The sequence below is a fragment of the Paraburkholderia sp. BR14374 genome (assembly GCF_040948685.1).
Taxonomy (GTDB): Bacteria; Pseudomonadota; Gammaproteobacteria; order Burkholderiales; family Burkholderiaceae; genus Paraburkholderia; species Paraburkholderia youngii.
The window spans coordinates 93307-108792 of the sequence record NZ_JBFPKF010000020.1 but is presented as its reverse complement, the minus strand read 5'-3'; the positions used below and the strand labels follow the sequence as shown (position 1 = coordinate 108792).

The 15486-nt window shown below is 66.1% G+C and carries 15 protein-coding genes; 5 read left to right on the top strand and 10 right to left on the bottom strand.

The features are described from left to right. Positions 1–24 precede the first annotated feature (24 nt). From AB3X86_RS31690 to AB3X86_RS31665, 6 genes are all read right to left on the bottom strand, one after another. Positions 25–1476 carry a FecR domain-containing protein gene (locus AB3X86_RS31690; protein WP_368599002.1) on the bottom strand — a complete coding sequence of 484 codons (1452 nt, stop codon included), beginning with the start codon at positions 1474–1476 and terminating at the stop codon, positions 25–27. Next, positions 1473–2213, bottom strand: coding sequence for a response regulator transcription factor (locus AB3X86_RS31685; protein WP_176368854.1), 741 nt, complete (start codon positions 2211–2213; stop codon positions 1473–1475). The genes AB3X86_RS31690 and AB3X86_RS31685 overlap by 4 nt, the downstream gene beginning before the upstream one ends. Before the next feature lie 1038 nt (positions 2214–3251). Continuing rightward, a complete protein-coding gene (locus AB3X86_RS31680; protein ID WP_368599001.1) occupies positions 3252–6773 on the bottom strand; it encodes an SNF2-related protein in 3522 nt (1173 codons plus the stop codon). A 174-nt stretch (positions 6774–6947) separates the two neighbouring features. After that, complete coding sequence (locus AB3X86_RS31675; protein WP_368599000.1) at positions 6948–7487, bottom strand: cytochrome b; 540 nt, start codon at positions 7485–7487, stop codon at positions 6948–6950. Continuing rightward, positions 7484–8593, bottom strand: a complete 1110-nt coding sequence (locus AB3X86_RS31670; protein ID WP_368598999.1) for a catalase family peroxidase — start codon at positions 8591–8593, stop codon at positions 7484–7486. The genes AB3X86_RS31675 and AB3X86_RS31670 overlap by 4 nt, the downstream gene beginning before the upstream one ends. Positions 8594–8708: 115 nt before the next feature. Next, complete coding sequence (locus tag AB3X86_RS31665; protein ID WP_368598998.1) at positions 8709–8981, bottom strand: DUF4148 domain-containing protein; 273 nt, start codon at positions 8979–8981, stop codon at positions 8709–8711. Between the two features lie 166 nt (positions 8982–9147). Between AB3X86_RS31665 and AB3X86_RS31660 the strand changes: the two genes are divergently transcribed. The 3 genes from AB3X86_RS31660 (at position 9148) to AB3X86_RS31650 (ending at position 11398) form a co-directional block, all read left to right on the top strand. Further along, complete coding sequence (locus AB3X86_RS31660; protein ID WP_368598997.1) at positions 9148–9873, top strand: anti-sigma factor; 726 nt, start codon at positions 9148–9150, stop codon at positions 9871–9873. Between the two features lie 158 nt (positions 9874–10031). Continuing rightward, complete coding sequence (locus tag AB3X86_RS31655) at positions 10032–10550, top strand: RNA polymerase sigma factor (RefSeq protein WP_176105843.1); 519 nt, start codon at positions 10032–10034, stop codon at positions 10548–10550. Next, positions 10547–11398: an anti-sigma factor gene (locus AB3X86_RS31650; protein ID WP_368598996.1), complete on the top strand. Its 852-nt coding sequence runs from the start codon at positions 10547–10549 to the stop codon at positions 11396–11398. The genes AB3X86_RS31655 and AB3X86_RS31650 overlap by 4 nt, the downstream gene beginning before the upstream one ends. A gap of 34 nt (positions 11399–11432) precedes the next feature. On the opposite strand, the gene AB3X86_RS31645 is transcribed toward AB3X86_RS31650, so the two are convergent. Further along, positions 11433–12344: a helix-turn-helix domain-containing protein gene (locus AB3X86_RS31645; RefSeq protein ID WP_368598995.1), complete on the bottom strand. Its 912-nt coding sequence runs from the start codon at positions 12342–12344 to the stop codon at positions 11433–11435. A gap of 238 nt (positions 12345–12582) precedes the next feature. Here AB3X86_RS31645 and AB3X86_RS31640 point away from each other — a divergent pair, with 238 nt between their 5' ends. Both AB3X86_RS31640 and AB3X86_RS31635 read left to right on the top strand, forming a co-directional pair. Further along, entirely contained in the window at positions 12583–13488 is a 906-nt protein-coding gene (locus tag AB3X86_RS31640; RefSeq protein ID WP_368598994.1) for an NAD(P)H-binding protein, read from the top strand. A 5-nt stretch (positions 13489–13493) separates the two neighbouring features. Continuing rightward, on the top strand, positions 13494–13664 hold the full coding sequence (locus tag AB3X86_RS31635) for a hypothetical protein (RefSeq protein WP_368598993.1): 171 nt from the start codon (positions 13494–13496) through the stop codon (positions 13662–13664). A 32-nt stretch (positions 13665–13696) separates the two neighbouring features. Here AB3X86_RS31635 and AB3X86_RS31630 read toward each other — a convergent pair whose 3' ends face one another. The 3 genes from AB3X86_RS31630 to AB3X86_RS31620 are packed head-to-tail and all read right to left on the bottom strand — an operon-like array spanning position 13697 to position 15470. Continuing rightward, positions 13697–14053: an ester cyclase gene (locus tag AB3X86_RS31630; protein WP_368598992.1), complete on the bottom strand. Its 357-nt coding sequence runs from the start codon at positions 14051–14053 to the stop codon at positions 13697–13699. Between the two features lie 57 nt (positions 14054–14110). Beyond that, positions 14111–14797 (bottom strand): NADPH-dependent F420 reductase, encoded by a 687-nt coding sequence (locus AB3X86_RS31625; RefSeq protein ID WP_368598991.1) that lies wholly within the window; start codon positions 14795–14797, stop codon positions 14111–14113. Next, positions 14766–15470 (bottom strand): NADPH-dependent F420 reductase, encoded by a 705-nt coding sequence (locus AB3X86_RS31620; protein ID WP_368598990.1) that lies wholly within the window; start codon positions 15468–15470, stop codon positions 14766–14768. The genes AB3X86_RS31625 and AB3X86_RS31620 overlap by 32 nt, the downstream gene beginning before the upstream one ends. Positions 15471–15486 lie beyond the last annotated feature (16 nt).

Here is a 15486-nt window from a genome sequence, read left to right as displayed (position 1 = left end):
GCCGGCTCCGAGAATCTACCAGCGTCAGCGCGCCAGCGTAAAGGAGCGGACCGGGCTGCTTTTTTCGTAGAAGCGCCCGTTGTCGAACTGCTCGGCGACGATCGTCCAGTAGTAGACACCTGGCGGCAGATCGCTGATCACGAGCTCGCCGCCTGCGAGATCGGTGCGATCGATCACGGGATGGCTTAGATCAGCCGTCTTCGCCAGCACGAAGCGAAAACGCGTCGGCACGTTGCTGTGGCTGACGAACCAGCGGAACTCGTAGTCGTGGCTGCCCGCGCGCTGCGCGGCCGAAGCGTCCAGCCCGAGTTGGCGGCGCTCGAACGCATACACGCTTGGCAGGCCGTCGAGGCCGTTGCTATCGGTCGACGCAACACGCACGAAGTACGTGCCGTCGGGCAGATCGCCGAAGTCGGCGTGCGGCACGCTCACGCGTAGATCGCGCACCAGGTCGAGCTGATCGGCATCGTGCGAAATCTGCAGCCGATAGCCGAGCGCGTTCTCGGCCGGGTTGACGTCGAATGCGACGGTCTTGCCGTCCTGCACGCGCGCGGGCCGCGCGAGCGAAGGTGCCGGCAACAGTTGGAGCGGACTGCCGACCGCTTCGCCCGAGTGCGTGACGTTGCCGAAGCTTGCCTTGACCAGTTGGTCGGACGCCTGCAGCGGCCTGCCCGGCGCCGGCGTGGCGCTCTGGCCGTGCTGCGTGGCCGGATCGACGCCGACCGCGCCATCGAGCACGGCCACCGCGGTGGTCTGCGTGTCGCCGTTGTAATCGACGCGGAAGCGCGTACCGCGCACCCCGGCGACCACCGAAGGTGATCGGATCTGGAAACGATCGTCGCGTCGCGTCGCACGCGTGACCTGGCTTTCGACCTCGCCCGAACGCAACTGGAAGATGCGATCTGCCGCGCCGGTCAGCGTGATGTGCCGCAGCCTCTCAATATTGAGTTCGCCGTTTTGCGCGACCGTCACATACGAGCCGTCGGGCAGTTCTAGCGTCGCGAACCCGTTCACGCCGGTGCGCAAGTGATCGCCTTCGGCAAGCGTTTCACCGCTTTTCAACGGCAGATAAGGACTCGTGTCGAACGCGTGCTCGACCGGACCGCTGGTCGCGACCACGCGCGCCGTGTCCCGATCCTGGCGCAGCCTTTGGAACGGCAAACGCAGCACGATGCCGGCCGGCATGCGGCGCGGCGCGGGCACGTGATTGAGCCTGCTCAGCAGCGCCCAGTCGGACGGCTCGGCCATGTAGCGGGCGGCGATGTCGTACAGCGTGTCGCCTTCGCGCGTGGTGTACGAAGCGTAGACCGGCAACGCCTTCGCACCGGCCTTGCCGCGCGCGGGCTGCGCGTGCGCGAGCGCGCTCCAACCGGTCGCGCCCGTTGCGATCAGACAGGCCGCGGCAAGCCACGCGGCGGCGCGGCGGCCGGAGATAGCGCCGCTGCCCGACGCCGCCCCACCCACGCAGACGGTCACGCCTCCCCCGCTTCTTCAGTGGGTTCGTCGTCGGCGGTAGGTGGTGTGTCGGCTTCGATCCGCTCAAGGCGGTAGCCATAGCCGTAGATCGGTGTGAGCCGATAACCCTGCTCCGGGCGCAGACCGAGCTTGCTGCGCAACATCGACACGTGGGTGTCCATCGTGCGCGACGGGATGTCGGTGGCCTGCTTCCAGATCACGTCGAGAATGTGTGCGCGCGACAGCGGCCGGCTCATATGCTGAAACAGCAACAGCGCGAGTTCGAACTCTTTCTGCGTGACGGAGACCGGCGTGCCGCGCACGACGACGTGCTTCGCGCTCAGGTCGAACTCGAAGTCACCGAACACTTCCCTGGTTGCCGGCGGCTTCAGGTAATACGCGCGCCGCAGCAGCGAGCCGACCCTGGCGAGCAGCACCGCGCCCGACACGGGCTTGACGAGATAGTCGTCGGCACCGATATTCAGAATCGAAGTGATGTCGGATTCCCGGCCGCGGCTGGTCATGAACAGCACCGGCAGGCGCTCGGACAGGCTCTCGCGCACCCAGCGAAGCACCTCTTCGCCGGACATGTCCGGAACGTTCCAGTCGAGCACGAGCAGGTCGAAGGTCTGGCGACGCAACTGGCGCACCAGTTCGCGCCCTGCGCCATACGCATGACAGACGTGTCCGGCGGCGGATAGCGTTTGACACACAAGGTCGGCCTGAGCCGAATCGTCTTCGAGGACAGCAATTCTCATAACACCCCACAACGTAACAGCGCCTTTCGCGGCTGACGGCCGGCGCACCGGCTGACGACCGGGATGACGACATAGCGCCGCCGATCCGGCTTTCCATAAAATTCTGGCTGCTACTTTCTGACTAATGGTCCCTCGCCGTACCCTGCCATGACGCTGGTTTCATGAAGCGAAATCAGCGCATAAATGTAATTTCCATAGCGATTTATGCAGGGCAGATCATGATAATCGAAAACCCTCTTTCATCCCGCTTACCGGGTACCCAGCAATTCGTCGCGAAAAACCCCAATTGAAAAACGATTGCCGTGTTTCTTAGGTTTGCTCCAGTCTGCCAGCAGTGCGAGGCACCCGGACGGACGTCACAATGCGGACCGCAGACCCTTGCTGGAGCGGCTTTTCGGCGATGCCGCTTATCCGCCTTAAGATTCCTTTCAGATACTCTTATTTAACAATTGCTTGTTCAGTATAAGAATAATCTCAAAATAAATCGTTTAAAGATTGTTAGATTTCGTCTCGGGGCGAGTTGTCATTTGACGCAATCCTTATGCAGGTGCGCGAGACGCGCAGCCCGTTTTGGTATGAGGCGTTCGAGTGCTTCACATTGAATGGCCAATGCGATGACGCAATGCGTCAAAGGCAGTCAGCGGATGATGCGGGGCGCGCGTGTCGCGGGCAAAAAAAAGCGGCGTTGCCCCTGTCGAAGCAACGCCGCCTAAAGAACACTACACACGCTCGCCGGGGTCTAGCCGCACGAGTAATGTCACGTTAGCCCGGCGCGAAGCCGCGCTCAAGAAGAAAGAATTTCCTTTGTAACCGCTGGGAAAGTAGTTATTACGCATGGTCCGGAAGCACGCGACGCGCAAGTCTTGCACAGCGCGAGTTCGAAATTGGTATGAGTTGAAGCCTCCCGCGGCGGCCATTTACACACGCAGACGTTTTGTTACAGTCCGGCCCCCTTTAACGTTGCTGCAGCGCATCAGATTCCCCCGATGGATGCTGCGCATTGCCCCAGCATTGCCTCGTTCGATCATCCGCTCGCGCTCACCGCGCGCCCTCGATTTCCGGTATCGGTGCGAACAGCGCGTCGAGATCGTCGTCCGAGAACTTCGCGGCGCCTGCCGCGTCTTCCGCGAGAATGCTGTCGGCGAGCCCGGCCTTGTGTTCCTGCAGCTCGACGATCTTTTCCTCGATGCTGCCGGCCGCGATCAGCTTGTAGACAAATACCGGCTTGTCCTGTCCCAGCCGATGCGCGCGGTCGGTCGCCTGGTTCTCGGCGGCCGGGTTCCACCACGGGTCGTAGTGGATCACCGTGTCGGCGGCGGTCAGGTTCAGCCCCACGCCGCCCGCCTTCAGGCTGATCAGGAACAGCGGCACCTCGCCCTGCTGGAACCGCTCGACCGGCGTCACCCGATCAGCCGTGTCGCCCGTCAGCATCGCGTACGGGATCGCGGCCTCGTCGAGCGCCTCGGCGATCAGCGCGAGCATGCCGGTGAACTGCGAGAACAGCAGCACGCGACGACCTTCCTCGATCAGCTCGGGCAGCATCGACAGCAGCAGATCGAGCTTGGCCGAGCGCATCGCCCGCTCGCCGCCGCTCGCGGCCGCGCCGTCCGTGATGCCACTCGGGGTGCGCACGAGCCGCGGATCGCAGCACACCTGGCGCAGCTTCAACAACGCATCGAGCACGATGATGTGACTGCGCGCGAGCCCCTGCGCGCTGACCGCAGCGCGCACCTTCTGCTGCATCGCCGTGCGCACGGTTTCGTACAGGTCGCGTTGCGCGCCTTCGAGATCGACCGGGCACACGATCGTCGTCTTCGGCGGCAGTTCCTTCGCGACCTCGTCCTTGCGCCGGCGCAGCGTGAACGGCCGGATGCGGCGCGCGAGCAACGCGCGGCGCACGTCGTCGCCGTTTTTCTCGATCGGGTTGCGCCAGCGTCGCGTGAAGTCCTTCTGGCTGCCGAGAAAGCCCGGCAGCAGAAAATCGAACTGCGACCACAGCTCACCGAGATGATTCTCGAGCGGCGTGCCCGTCAGACACAGCCGATGCCGCGCCCGCAAGCCGCGAATCGCCTGCGCGGCCTTGGTGGTCGCGTTCTTCACGTACTGCGCTTCGTCGAGAATCAGCAGATGATAGTCGTGCTCGCCGAGCACCTTCTGATCGCGCCACAGCAGCGCATAAGTGGTCAGGATCAGCTCGTGTTCGCCGATCTGCTCGAAGCGTTCCTTCCTGTGCGGCCCGTTCAGGGCCAGCACCTTCAACTCCGGTGCAAAGCGGCGCGCTTCCTCGCGCCAGTTGTGCACCAGCGTGGTCGGCACGACGATCAGCGCGGGCTGCGTGAGCCGCCCCGCTTCCTTCTCCGCGAGAATGTGCGCGAGCGTCTGCACGGTTTTGCCGAGCCCCATATCGTCGGCGAGCACCCCGGCCAGATCCTGTTCGCGCAGGAACTGCATCCAGTTCAGGCCCTGGTGCTGATACGCGCGCAGCTCGGCCTTCAGACCGCGCGGCACCGCCACTTCGCGCAAGCCCGGTCCGGCTTGCAGACGGCGCGCGAGCTCGCGAATCGAAGCGTCGCCGCTGAACTGCCAGCGACCGGTGTCGTGCAGCGCATCGAGGCGGCCGGCATCGACCGCGGGCACGCGCAGCGGCGCGCCTTCGGCAAGCGCGCCGCCGAGCGAATCGAACAGATCGACCAGCACCCGCACCACCGGCTTCAGCCGATCGGCGCGCAACCTCAGACGCTTGTTCTCCTCGGTCTTCAGCTCGATCGGCTCGTCGTCGCGGATGCTCTCCAGCGCGCCAGACAGCCAGCGCCGGTCGCGCCGGAACAGATCGGCCAAGAGCGGCTCGAGCCGCACGTTGCGCTCGCCGACGCGGATGCCCATCTCCAGGTCGAACCAGCCGTCGCCGGCTTGCTGCGCGGTGCCGTCGATCGAGTCGATCTCGATCACGTTGTAGCGGAACTCGGGCGCCATCGTCACGCGCCAGCCCTTCGCGACCAGATCCGGCACCGCGTCGTTGACGAACTCGGACCACGCGTCGGCATCGGGCAGACCGAGCATGGTGTCGGGCAACAGACGCGCCGCCTGCATATTGCGCGTCGGCACCTTCTGCAGACCGGTCTTGCGCAATTCCAGCAAGCGCTTTTTCTCGACGTCGTAGCGCCGGCGGATGTGAATCACGTCGCCGCCCGGCAGCGGCACCAGCGTCACGCTGCTGTCGGCGTTGATGCTGACGCCGTCGTATTCGAAGCTCGCCGCGGCCAGCTCGACCGCGGCGGACTTGTGCTCGGCGGCCTTCGCGGCCTTCGCGGTTGTTGCGGCCTTCGCCGTTTTCATGCCCTTCGCGGTGCCCGGCAGCGCGTGGCTGTTCAGCGTCAGCACCGGCACCGGCTCGACATCGATCACCCGAATCGCGGGCGCGTCGTGGGTCGGCGGCAGCGGCAGCTCGGGCGCGATCTCGCGCAGCACCGACGCGACGAGCGGCGCCTCGGCGAGCGAGATCGGCGGCATCGCGAGGTAGTCGGGCAATTGCTGGAACGGCAGCGACAGCGGCACGACGCCCGCCTCGTTGGCGACGCCGTCCACGTACCAGACCGGCTCGGTCGGCAGCACCATGCTCGCGCGCGGTTCGGTGCGCAGCACCGGGCGCAGGCGCTCGTCGGCGAGCGGCTCCCATTCGATGCGCCCGGGCCGGTCGGCGGCGCGCGCGAGCGGCGTCGGTCGGGCCTTGCCCGGCGCGATCCTGAAGTCGAAGAACAGGCGGCCGGTCGCGATCAGCTTCTGCAACGTTTCCGCGCCACTCGTGCCGCGCAGCACGAACTGGCCCAAGTCCTCGCGCGAGCGGCCAAGCCACAGGCCGCGCAGAATCGACAGGTCTTCGTCGGACACGAAGCGCGGCTGCCTGAGCAGCGCGCCTTCGACGTCGCCCCAGCTGTCGCCGACTTCGACGATCACGCCGTCGGCGTCGCAACGCGCGCGATGCAGCACGACCTCGTGGCGCAGATGAAAACGCGACCAGTTGAGCCGATAGGCGAGCGTTTCCCTGCTCGGGGCCTCCACCTTGCGGGCGGCATTTTTTTCGGCGGCGGCGTCAGCCGCGCGGGCTCGCGCGCGAAAACGCTCGAGCCAACTGACCAGTTCGGGCCGCACACCTGGAGTCGAAGATGATGATGGTGATGGCGCCGGCGGCACGCCAGGGACCGTGATCCGTCGCGTGACGAACAGCTCCGAGGTGGCCGGGTCGCTGTCGTCCTCGACCTGCGTGATGATGTGATCCATCTCGTCGTGGTAGTCGAGTTCCGCGAGCAGCAGCGCCGCGACGTGCTTGCAATTGCGCCCGACCGGGCACGTGCATTCGCCTTTGGCCCACGGCGACCCGCCATCGGTCCGAAATCGGACCCGTGTCCGGTAAGGCTGGGGCTGCGAGCCCTGCACGTCGCCCGACAGCGTCTCGCCCTGCCATTTGACGTTGCTGACCGCGCCCACCGAGCGCGCCTTGGCGACGGTGTGCTCACCGAGCCATTCCGCAATGCTTTCCCGATCGAAGAAAACTGACGACATCCGCGTGCATTCCTGTTCAAACCGGCGAAGGCAAGCGCGCGCGGGTCGAACCATGCGACGGGAGACGCTCGCTCGCGACGCCCGGCCGATTCTGTCCAGCTGCGATTTGCCTGTGGTAACCGGCCATTTTACGCGTTGGACGAAAATCGCTGGGCCGGCCGATTCGCGCCGGTATCAGCGTCCTGCGCGGGCCATGCTGCCCCACACCCCGTCGCGCAGGATCAGCCCATGCAGCAACGCCGCCGCCAGATGCAGCAGCACCGTTGCGAACAACGCGAACGCGAGCCACGTATGCAGCGCGCGCAGCAGCGCGAACAGCGCGACGTCGTGCGGTGCGATCGGCGGCAGATGCAGCGGACCGAACAGCGTGACCGGATAGCCGGCCGCCGACAGCATCGCCCAGCCGATCAGCGGCATCGCGAGCATCAGCCCGTACAGCACGACGTGCGACGCATGCGCCGCGATTCGCTGCGGCTTCGACATGCGCGCGGGCAATCGCGGACTGCCGCGCGTCACGCGCACCGCGAGCCGCAGCAGCACGAGCAGCAGCAACGCGATGCCGAGCGGCCGATGCAGCGCGACCAACGCATCGTGGCTGCGCGATACCGTCGCGACCATGCCCACGCCGATGAACAGCATCGCGACGATCAGCGGCGCCATCGTCCAGTGCAGCAGCCGCGCGAGCGGACTGAAGTGAGTGCGATCGCCGGTCATGAGTGCTCTCCGTTTGGCTGGGTTCGATGGACCTCGGGATGCAGCGCCTCCTCGCGCGTGCGGCGTTGAAACGACTGCGCGTAGGCCGCCGAGCGCGCGGCGAGCAGCGGATCATTCGATGGCGCGATGCCGGCCGGCACGATCGTCGGATCGAAGTTGACGTCGCGGCAGGTGCCGTCTTCCTGCGACGTCGTGCGTTCGATCACGAGCGTCCCCGCGTCGATGCGCTGACGATCGTCGGGCCATTGCAGCGTCGCGTCGTTCGTCGGGTCGCCCGGCTGCGCGACGGTCAATATCAGATGCCAGCGCAAGGGGCCGTGTTGCAGACGCTCCTCGAGATCGGCGGCGAGGAAGTTCTTTGCGGCCTGCTGCTCGGCGGTGATCGGCGCGTATCGCGAATCTGGCACGACGGCCCAGCGCACCGCGCGCGTCGTGCCGTGAGCATCGGTAAACAGAAACGCGTCGATGCCGTAGTACGCGGCGTTCGCGAGGCTCGACGACGGCGCGTGCGACTTGACCCAGCGCTGGAACGGCTGCGTTTCGGGATTGGCCGCGTAGAACGCCTTCAGCTTCGCGGGGTCCGGTTTGCCGGTCGCGGGGTCGGGCTTCGAGGCCAGCAACTGCTGATAAAACTGCGCGGGCGTGTGCACCGCGAACACCGGCGTCGAGTTCATGCCGGTACGCCACTGTTCGCCATCGTGAAGCCGGAACTGCAGCGCGAGACTGCGCACCGGCGAGCTCGTATCGGGCGCGGACGGATTGCCGCCGGGCACCGCGAAGCGCCCCGACACCGGCGTGCGGCCCGGCGCGAACACTGCCGCGTGCGACAGCGCCGCGCCCTTGCCGTTGCTGTCGAAATAGCCGTCCACGCATAGGCCTTTGGCGTGATTGCGTCGATAGCCGGGATGCTGGCCCGCGACTGCTTCGAACGTATCGATGATGCGCGGAGCGGTGAGACGCGCGGGCGCGAGCCAGCCCGCGGTGTACGCGAAGCCGCCCGCAAGCGCGAGCACGACCGCGCCGATCGCGCCGAGCCGGCATGACACGCAGATCGGCCGCGGGCCGGAGCCGGGGGGATGGGGTTTGGGTCGGGAGGGTTGTGTCACGGAAACTCCTTGCCGGATGGATACCAACGTACGGGCAAACACGCCGCGCAACGATCTATTCCATCCGGCACCGGCGCGCCCGTTCAAACCCATTCGCGCGCCGGTGGCCGATGCTTCAACGGGTGCCAACAGCCGGCGCGCCCGAGTTCGCGACGTGGCTCGCGGCGGCCGCCGCTTGCGTGGCAAGCGCAATCTTGTGCTGCGCGACCTGACGTGCGAACACGGGACTGACGTCGGGGTACGACGCGTCGGTGACGTAGTCGAGACCGTTCTGCTGGGCCTCGATCAATTCCTGGTACACCTGAGCGCGTGTCTTGGACTGCGCAAACGCGCTCGACGAAGCGGCCAGAACGACGAACGACAAAGCGACGAACGAAAGCTTTTTCATGATCGACTCCAGTGAGTGTTGTGCGGGTTCGCACCAGGGAGAACCACGAGTCGGCAGCGTTTATTCCTGTATTCGCCGCGTGAAAAAAACATCGCCGGCGCGGGGAATAAATGCGCAAGCGCCTGTGTTTGCACTCGGATAGCAGTAATCAACACCGCGCATCACCATGACCTCGACTCATCGCCCGTCCGGCACTCCGCCGTCCGAAGACGACATCCAGGCCTATGCCGACGGCACGCTGACGCCCGAACGTGCCGCGGCGCTGCGCGACTATCTCAACAAGCATCCGGCGGAAGCACGGCGGGTGGCCTTTTACGACCGCTTGAACGCACAGATCCAGGCGACGTTTCGGACCACCGAGGAGCCCGCGCATGAGTACCTGGGCGGATCGCGCCGGCTTCGCATGCGCGCGCAACCGGCCGGTCCCGCGCGTCGAACGCTTGTCGCATTCATAGGCCTCGCGCTGATGGTGATCGCCGTCAGCGGCTGGCTCGCGGCGGCGCAGGTATCAGCACAAGCACTCGACAACGCCGCCGTGATGGCGCTCGCCGAAGCCAGCGCGCGGCCCTTTTCGTCGGCATCGCCGACGCGAGCCGATCCAGCCGCGCCGGATCTCGGCGCGATCGGCCTGCGCCTCGTCGAGCAACGCGTGCTGCGGCTCGGGCCATTGCAGGGCGTGGACGAGCTCGTCTATCTGAACGGCGATCAGCAGCCGGTGGTGGTGCTGTCGGCGGCAGCGCCGTTTGCGCGCGAAGAGCCGCAGTGGGCTGCGCGCCGCATCGGCGAATTGCGGCTGCTGACGTGGACCGCGCGGCGGCAGCGTTTCGTCGTCGCGGGCGATGCGCGCACCCACGGCCTGATGCGGGCCGCCGATCTGATGACCGCGCGCTGACGCCGGTGCGCGCGGGCCTCGCGGAATAAAATGCGCTGACAGGTGTTTGCAGTACGAACGCATCGCGCGACGGAAGCTTCCGCGACCGGCCCGGTGCGTATCGATACCGACGCGAGTGAAGCCGATGCCACCCCCACGCCCCCTGACCGGGACCGACCATGGATGTCCGTGACGAGCTGATCGAGCACGTGCCGCGTCTGCGGCGCTATGCGCGGGCGCTGATCAACAATCGCGAGCTCGCCGACGATCTCGTGCAGGACACGCTCGAGCGCGCGCTCGGCCGCACCCGTCTGTTCCAGCCGGGCACCGATCTGCGCGCATGGCTGTTCACGATCATGCACAACGTGTTTGCGAATCAGGCGCGCAAGGCGGCGGCGCGCGCGGTCCACGTCGCGGTCGACGACGACAGCATCGCCGAAAGCGAGCTCTCGGTGCCGTCGGGCCAGACGCGTTCGCTCGAAATGCGCGACCTCGACTACGCGCTGCAGCGTCTGCCGGTCGAACAGCGCGAGGTGGTGCTGCTGGTCGGTCTCGAGGAGATGAGCTATGCCGACGTCGCGCTCGCGCTGAACATTCCGATCGGTACGGTGATGTCGCGGCTGTCGCGCGGACGCGAACGGCTGCGAGCTTTGATGGCGGGCGCCCAGCCCGGTGCGAAATTACAGGTGGTGCGATGAGCGAGCCGCAAATGCCGATCGGCGAAGAAGACTTGCACGCGTACGTGGACGGCACGCTGTCCGGCGAGCGCCGTGACGAGGTCGACCGCGCGCTCGAACAGAATCCGGAGCTGGCCGCGCGCGTCAGCGATTACTTTTCTCTCAATGGGCTGCTTCACGACCGCTACGACCGCGTGCTCAGCGAGCCCGTGCCGAAGCGTCTGCAGACCGGCGCGCCGCGCCGCTCGCGGGCGGCCGCGAACTGGCCGCGTTATGCCGCGCAGTTCGCGGGCATGGCTGCCGCGCTCGTGCTCGGCCTGGGCATCGGCATGCACAGGAACGATCTGATTCCACCCGTTGCGATCGATCGAACCGATACCCGGGCCGACACCCAAGCCGGCGATCGTGCGGTCAGCGCGGACAGCGCCGAGGGCTTCGCGCGCCGGGCGGCGGTCGCGCATGTCGTCTACATGCCGGCGATCGACCGGCCGAGCGACATGAGCGCCGATCACGAGCAGGACTTCGTGCAATGGCTCGCGGACCGGCTCGGCACCGAGGTCCATCCGCCGATGCTGTCGAAGAGCGGTTTCATGCTGTCGGGCGGCCGCCTGCTGCCCGGCGACGATGGACCGACCGCGCAGTTCATGTATCGCGGACCGAACGGCGAGCGTGTCACGCTGTGCATCTCGCATCGTCGCGAGAACGCGAATACAACGGCGTTCAAGCTGTATCAGGCGGGGCCCGTCAACGTGTTCTATTGGGTCGACGGCGATTTTGGCTATGCGGTGTCGGGCGGAATCGATCGCAACGAGCTGTTGCAGCTCGCGCATGATGTCTATGCGCAGTTGACGGGTGCGGCGCATGGTTGAATCGAATGCGTTCCGCGCCGCGCGGTTCCGCGCATCAACGTAGTGTCTTCGCCTGCTCCGACGTCACCGCGTCATCGCGCGTGGCGCCGCGCAGTTCACGCGGCGTTGCACCCAGCAGGCGCGACATCCAGTGCGCCATATGGCTCTGATGCGCAAAGCCCGTCTCTAGCGCGATCTGGCTTGCGCTGAGGCGTCCTTGCAGCAGCAGCGTTCGCGCGCGCTCCACCCTGCGCTGTACCACGTACTGATGCACGGGCACACCGAGCGTGTCGCGAAACAGCACCTTGAAATGCGGCACGCTCAGTTGCGCCTGCATGGCGAGCTCGTCGAGCGTCAGACGCTGATCGAGATGCGCGTCGATAAACTCGATCACGCGCGCGGCCGTGCGCGGCGCGAGCGTCCGCCGCCGGTTGGCGGGCAGCGGTTCGACGCCGATCAGACGCACCAGCATCGCCGTGCACAGACTTTCGGCGTACAGCGGATCGGATGCATCGTCCGCTTCGAGCTCCGCGCGCAGCGCCCAGGCGAGATGCTGAAAGCGCGCATCGCGCATCTGGAAGCGCGGACGCAGCTGCGCGTCGGCCGGTTTCAATGCGAGTTGCTCGACGGTCCGTTGCGCGAAGTCCTCGGCAAACCAGACGCTGAAAATCGTGCAGGCGGCGTCATCGCTCCACTGACCTTCGAGCCCCGCGGGGATCACGTCCGCGTCGCCGTGCGCCTGAATCCGCGTATGGCGGCGCGCATCGCACAGACAGCGCGCGGTCACCGGCGCGCCGACGTGCACGCCCACACGGTGATGGATGAACGCCGGCATCCGATGCAAACCGGCCGACACGTTGACCAGATCCGCACCGAAGCCATGCCAGCCGAGCGCCCTGCTGGTGCGTACGGCGATGCGCGAGCCGCTGTGCGGCGCAGGCGCGGGAATCGGGGTGACGGCATTCATCGCTGGTCTCCTGAGTGACTTGAATGACGGCGAGAAACCTGCATTGTGCGGTGTTTTCGGCGGCTTCGCCGGCGTGACGAAATTTCGTAACGCGCCAACCGCCCACGCGATCCGCGCGACCTGCGCGGCATCGCAGTAAATAATCATCCATATCTGCGCAATGTCATCCGGATCTGAGCGCCTCGCGGGCACCGCGTCCCTACCATCACGCCATAGCGATCCTCACAAGGAGCACAACGTGTTCGTCATTTTCGGAGCGGCCGGTCATGTGGTACAGGCGAGCGCAGCCGCGTTGCGTCGCGCGGGCCAACCAGTACGCGCGGTGGTGCGCGACGCAGCACAAGCCGAAGCACTCGCGGCAATCGGCTGCGAGATCGCGCTCGCCGACCTCAACGACGCGGGATCGGTCGCGCGCGCGATCGACGGCGCGCAGGCGGTGCAATGGCTCTGTCCGGTGCCGCGTGCGCATGACGATCCCGCGGCCGCCATGCGGCGCATCATCGACGCGGGTGTCGGCGCGTTGCGCACGGCCGCGCCGCCGCGGCTCCTCGCGCTATCCGACTACGGCGCCGAACACTCGGACGGCACCGGCATCACGACGCTGTTCCACTACCTCGAAACGCAGTTGCGCAACGTCGCGTCATCGCTGATCTTGCTGCGCGCCGCCGAGCACATGCAGAACTGGGCGCGTGTGCTGCCGGTCGCGCTCGGCCGGGGCGTGCTGCCGAGTCTGCATGATCCGCTCGACAAGCTGTTTCCGACCGTCGCCGCCGAGGACGTCGGCGCGCTAGCCGCGCAGTTGCTGCTCGATGAAGCGCCGTCGCACGAGACGCCGCGGGTGGTCAGTATCGAAGCGAAAGAACGGGTGAGCGCGCTCGACGTCGCGCGCACCCTGGCGGAACTGTCGGGGCGGCCGGTGATCGCCCAGCGGGTGCCGCGCGACGAATGGGGTGGCGTGCTGCGCGGCGCCGGGCTCGGCGAGCGTCACGCGCAATTGATCGTCGATCTGTACGACGCGCACAACGCTGGCCGCATCGACGTGGAGGCGAACGTGAGCGAGCGACGCTTCGGCGCGACGACGTTGCGACAGGTATTGGAGGCGCTGCTATCGCGCGTGGGCGGTACGCAAGCGGCGGCGCGGTGAGCTGCATGGATGTCCGGCAAGCGGACGGCGTGGCGCGAGCAGCGGCGTACCCAGACTCACGCGGCGAGTGCTGGCTGCGCGCGGCGATAACGCTTTCGAGCCTGATCGGCTGCCGCGCGCTTGCGAACCTGCTCGCCGCGATTCCCGATAGCAACGACGATTTCGGCGTGTTCTAGGTTGCTGGCGTTCCGGCTTACTGCAGCTTTTGTCACACTGCGCGCGGCGCGGTCACCGTGGCCCATCTCTCGACAATCCTGCGATTCGCAAATCGCCACAGCACGAAGCCGTGGAACTCGATCTTCTGCCCGGACGCCGCGTCGGTCGCGCGCCAGGTGTTTCTGACCATCACCTTGTCCCGCCCAGCGAGGATGTCTTCGACAGTGACATGCAGGTCCGGCCATTTTTTGTAAAGCTCCGTCATCATCTCAATCGCGGCTTCGGGGCCGACCTGGGGACCTGACGGTTCGTCGTGGTCGAGGAAATCGGCGCTCAGGTTCTGCCGCGCAACTTCCGCTTTCTTCCGGTTCACGAAGTTCTCGAAGTGCTCGATCACGAACTGCTTCATTTCTTCGAGCGTGAATCCCGGATCGCCTGCCGGTGGCACGGGTAATGGCTGCATGGCTCACCCCTCGCTGGTCAATAGCTTGAACGCATGCCGCCATTCGTTGCGCAGGAAGCCCGGCAGACACCACAGCATGCAAAGCGGTTCGAGCGCGCGTGCCGAGACAATGCTTCCGCAATCGTAGGGTTCCCAGCCGAACTCGCGGATGATCGCGGCAACCCGTTCCTTCGCCTGTTCGTCGTTGCCGCAGAGGAACATGGTCGGCGTGCCTTGCGGGAACTGCGGATCCACCATCAGCGCATTACCGACGCTGTTGAATGCCTTGACCACGTGCGTACGGGGAATCTGGGCCTGAATCTGCTCGCCGACTGATTCGTTCGGACCTGTCGTATATTTCAGCACGCCGTTGACCGGTGGCTCATCGGCGAGCGGATTGGTGGCGTCGATCAGGGTCTTGCCGGCGAGATTGTCCGCTCCCGCAAGCTCGATCACGTTTCCCGCAATGCGGCCAAGGACTGCCAGCACCACGATGTCGCCGAAGCGGGCGGCCTCGTCGAACGTACCGGTCCTTGCGCCGGCGTGATTGCGCGCCCATTCCTGCACGTCGTTCTTGCCGGGCGTGCGCGTACCCAGCATCGCTTCGTGCCCATGCTTGAGAAAACCTGCCGCCAGTGCCCGCCCGACATCACCTGAACCCAATACACCAACTTTCATTTCACCCTCTCCTCCGCCGGCGATCGCCAGCATCACCTGCGCGATCAGGAACGCGCGCCGCCAGGCAGTTTCCCGCTATATCGCGCAATAACGAGAAGCCGATTCTCGTGCCGAACCCGCGTGTGTATGCGAGTTGTACGAGCAGCATGGCAGCAGGTTCAGTGTAGCGCGCAAGCGTGAGGGGACCGGCGTCGATCGGCTCGGCGCCGATGTCGCCAACCAGTTGCGCGACGACCGTCCGTGCGTTTGCGTCGTCGCCGCAGACAAACACACCTACCCGCTCGCCACCGACTCTTACTTCCGTCGCATGCAGCAACTCCGCGAAAGGCGGGATGGCCTTGACCACTGTTGCCCAGGGGGCCAGCTTCGCGATCTCTTCGGCGCCGGAAGTCGTCGTGCCGACGACGAGACCACTCATGTCGGGCCTCAGCGCATTGGTACAGTCCCACAACACCTTCCGCCCGGGTGGCGTGCCGACCTGCGCGAGCGCGTCGGCCGCGGCGCCCCAGGGCGTCGCCAGCACCGCGACATCAGCGAATCGCACCGCTTCGGCGACGCCGCCGACCTCCGCGCCCAGCTCCGCCGCCGTTGCCCGGAGCTTCTCTGTGTCGAGACTGAAACTCAGCATCACTGAGTGCCCCTTGCCGAGCAGATGCTTCGTGAGACCGGTTCCGACATTTCCCGCACCGATGATGCCGATTTTCATGGTCGAGCCTCCTACC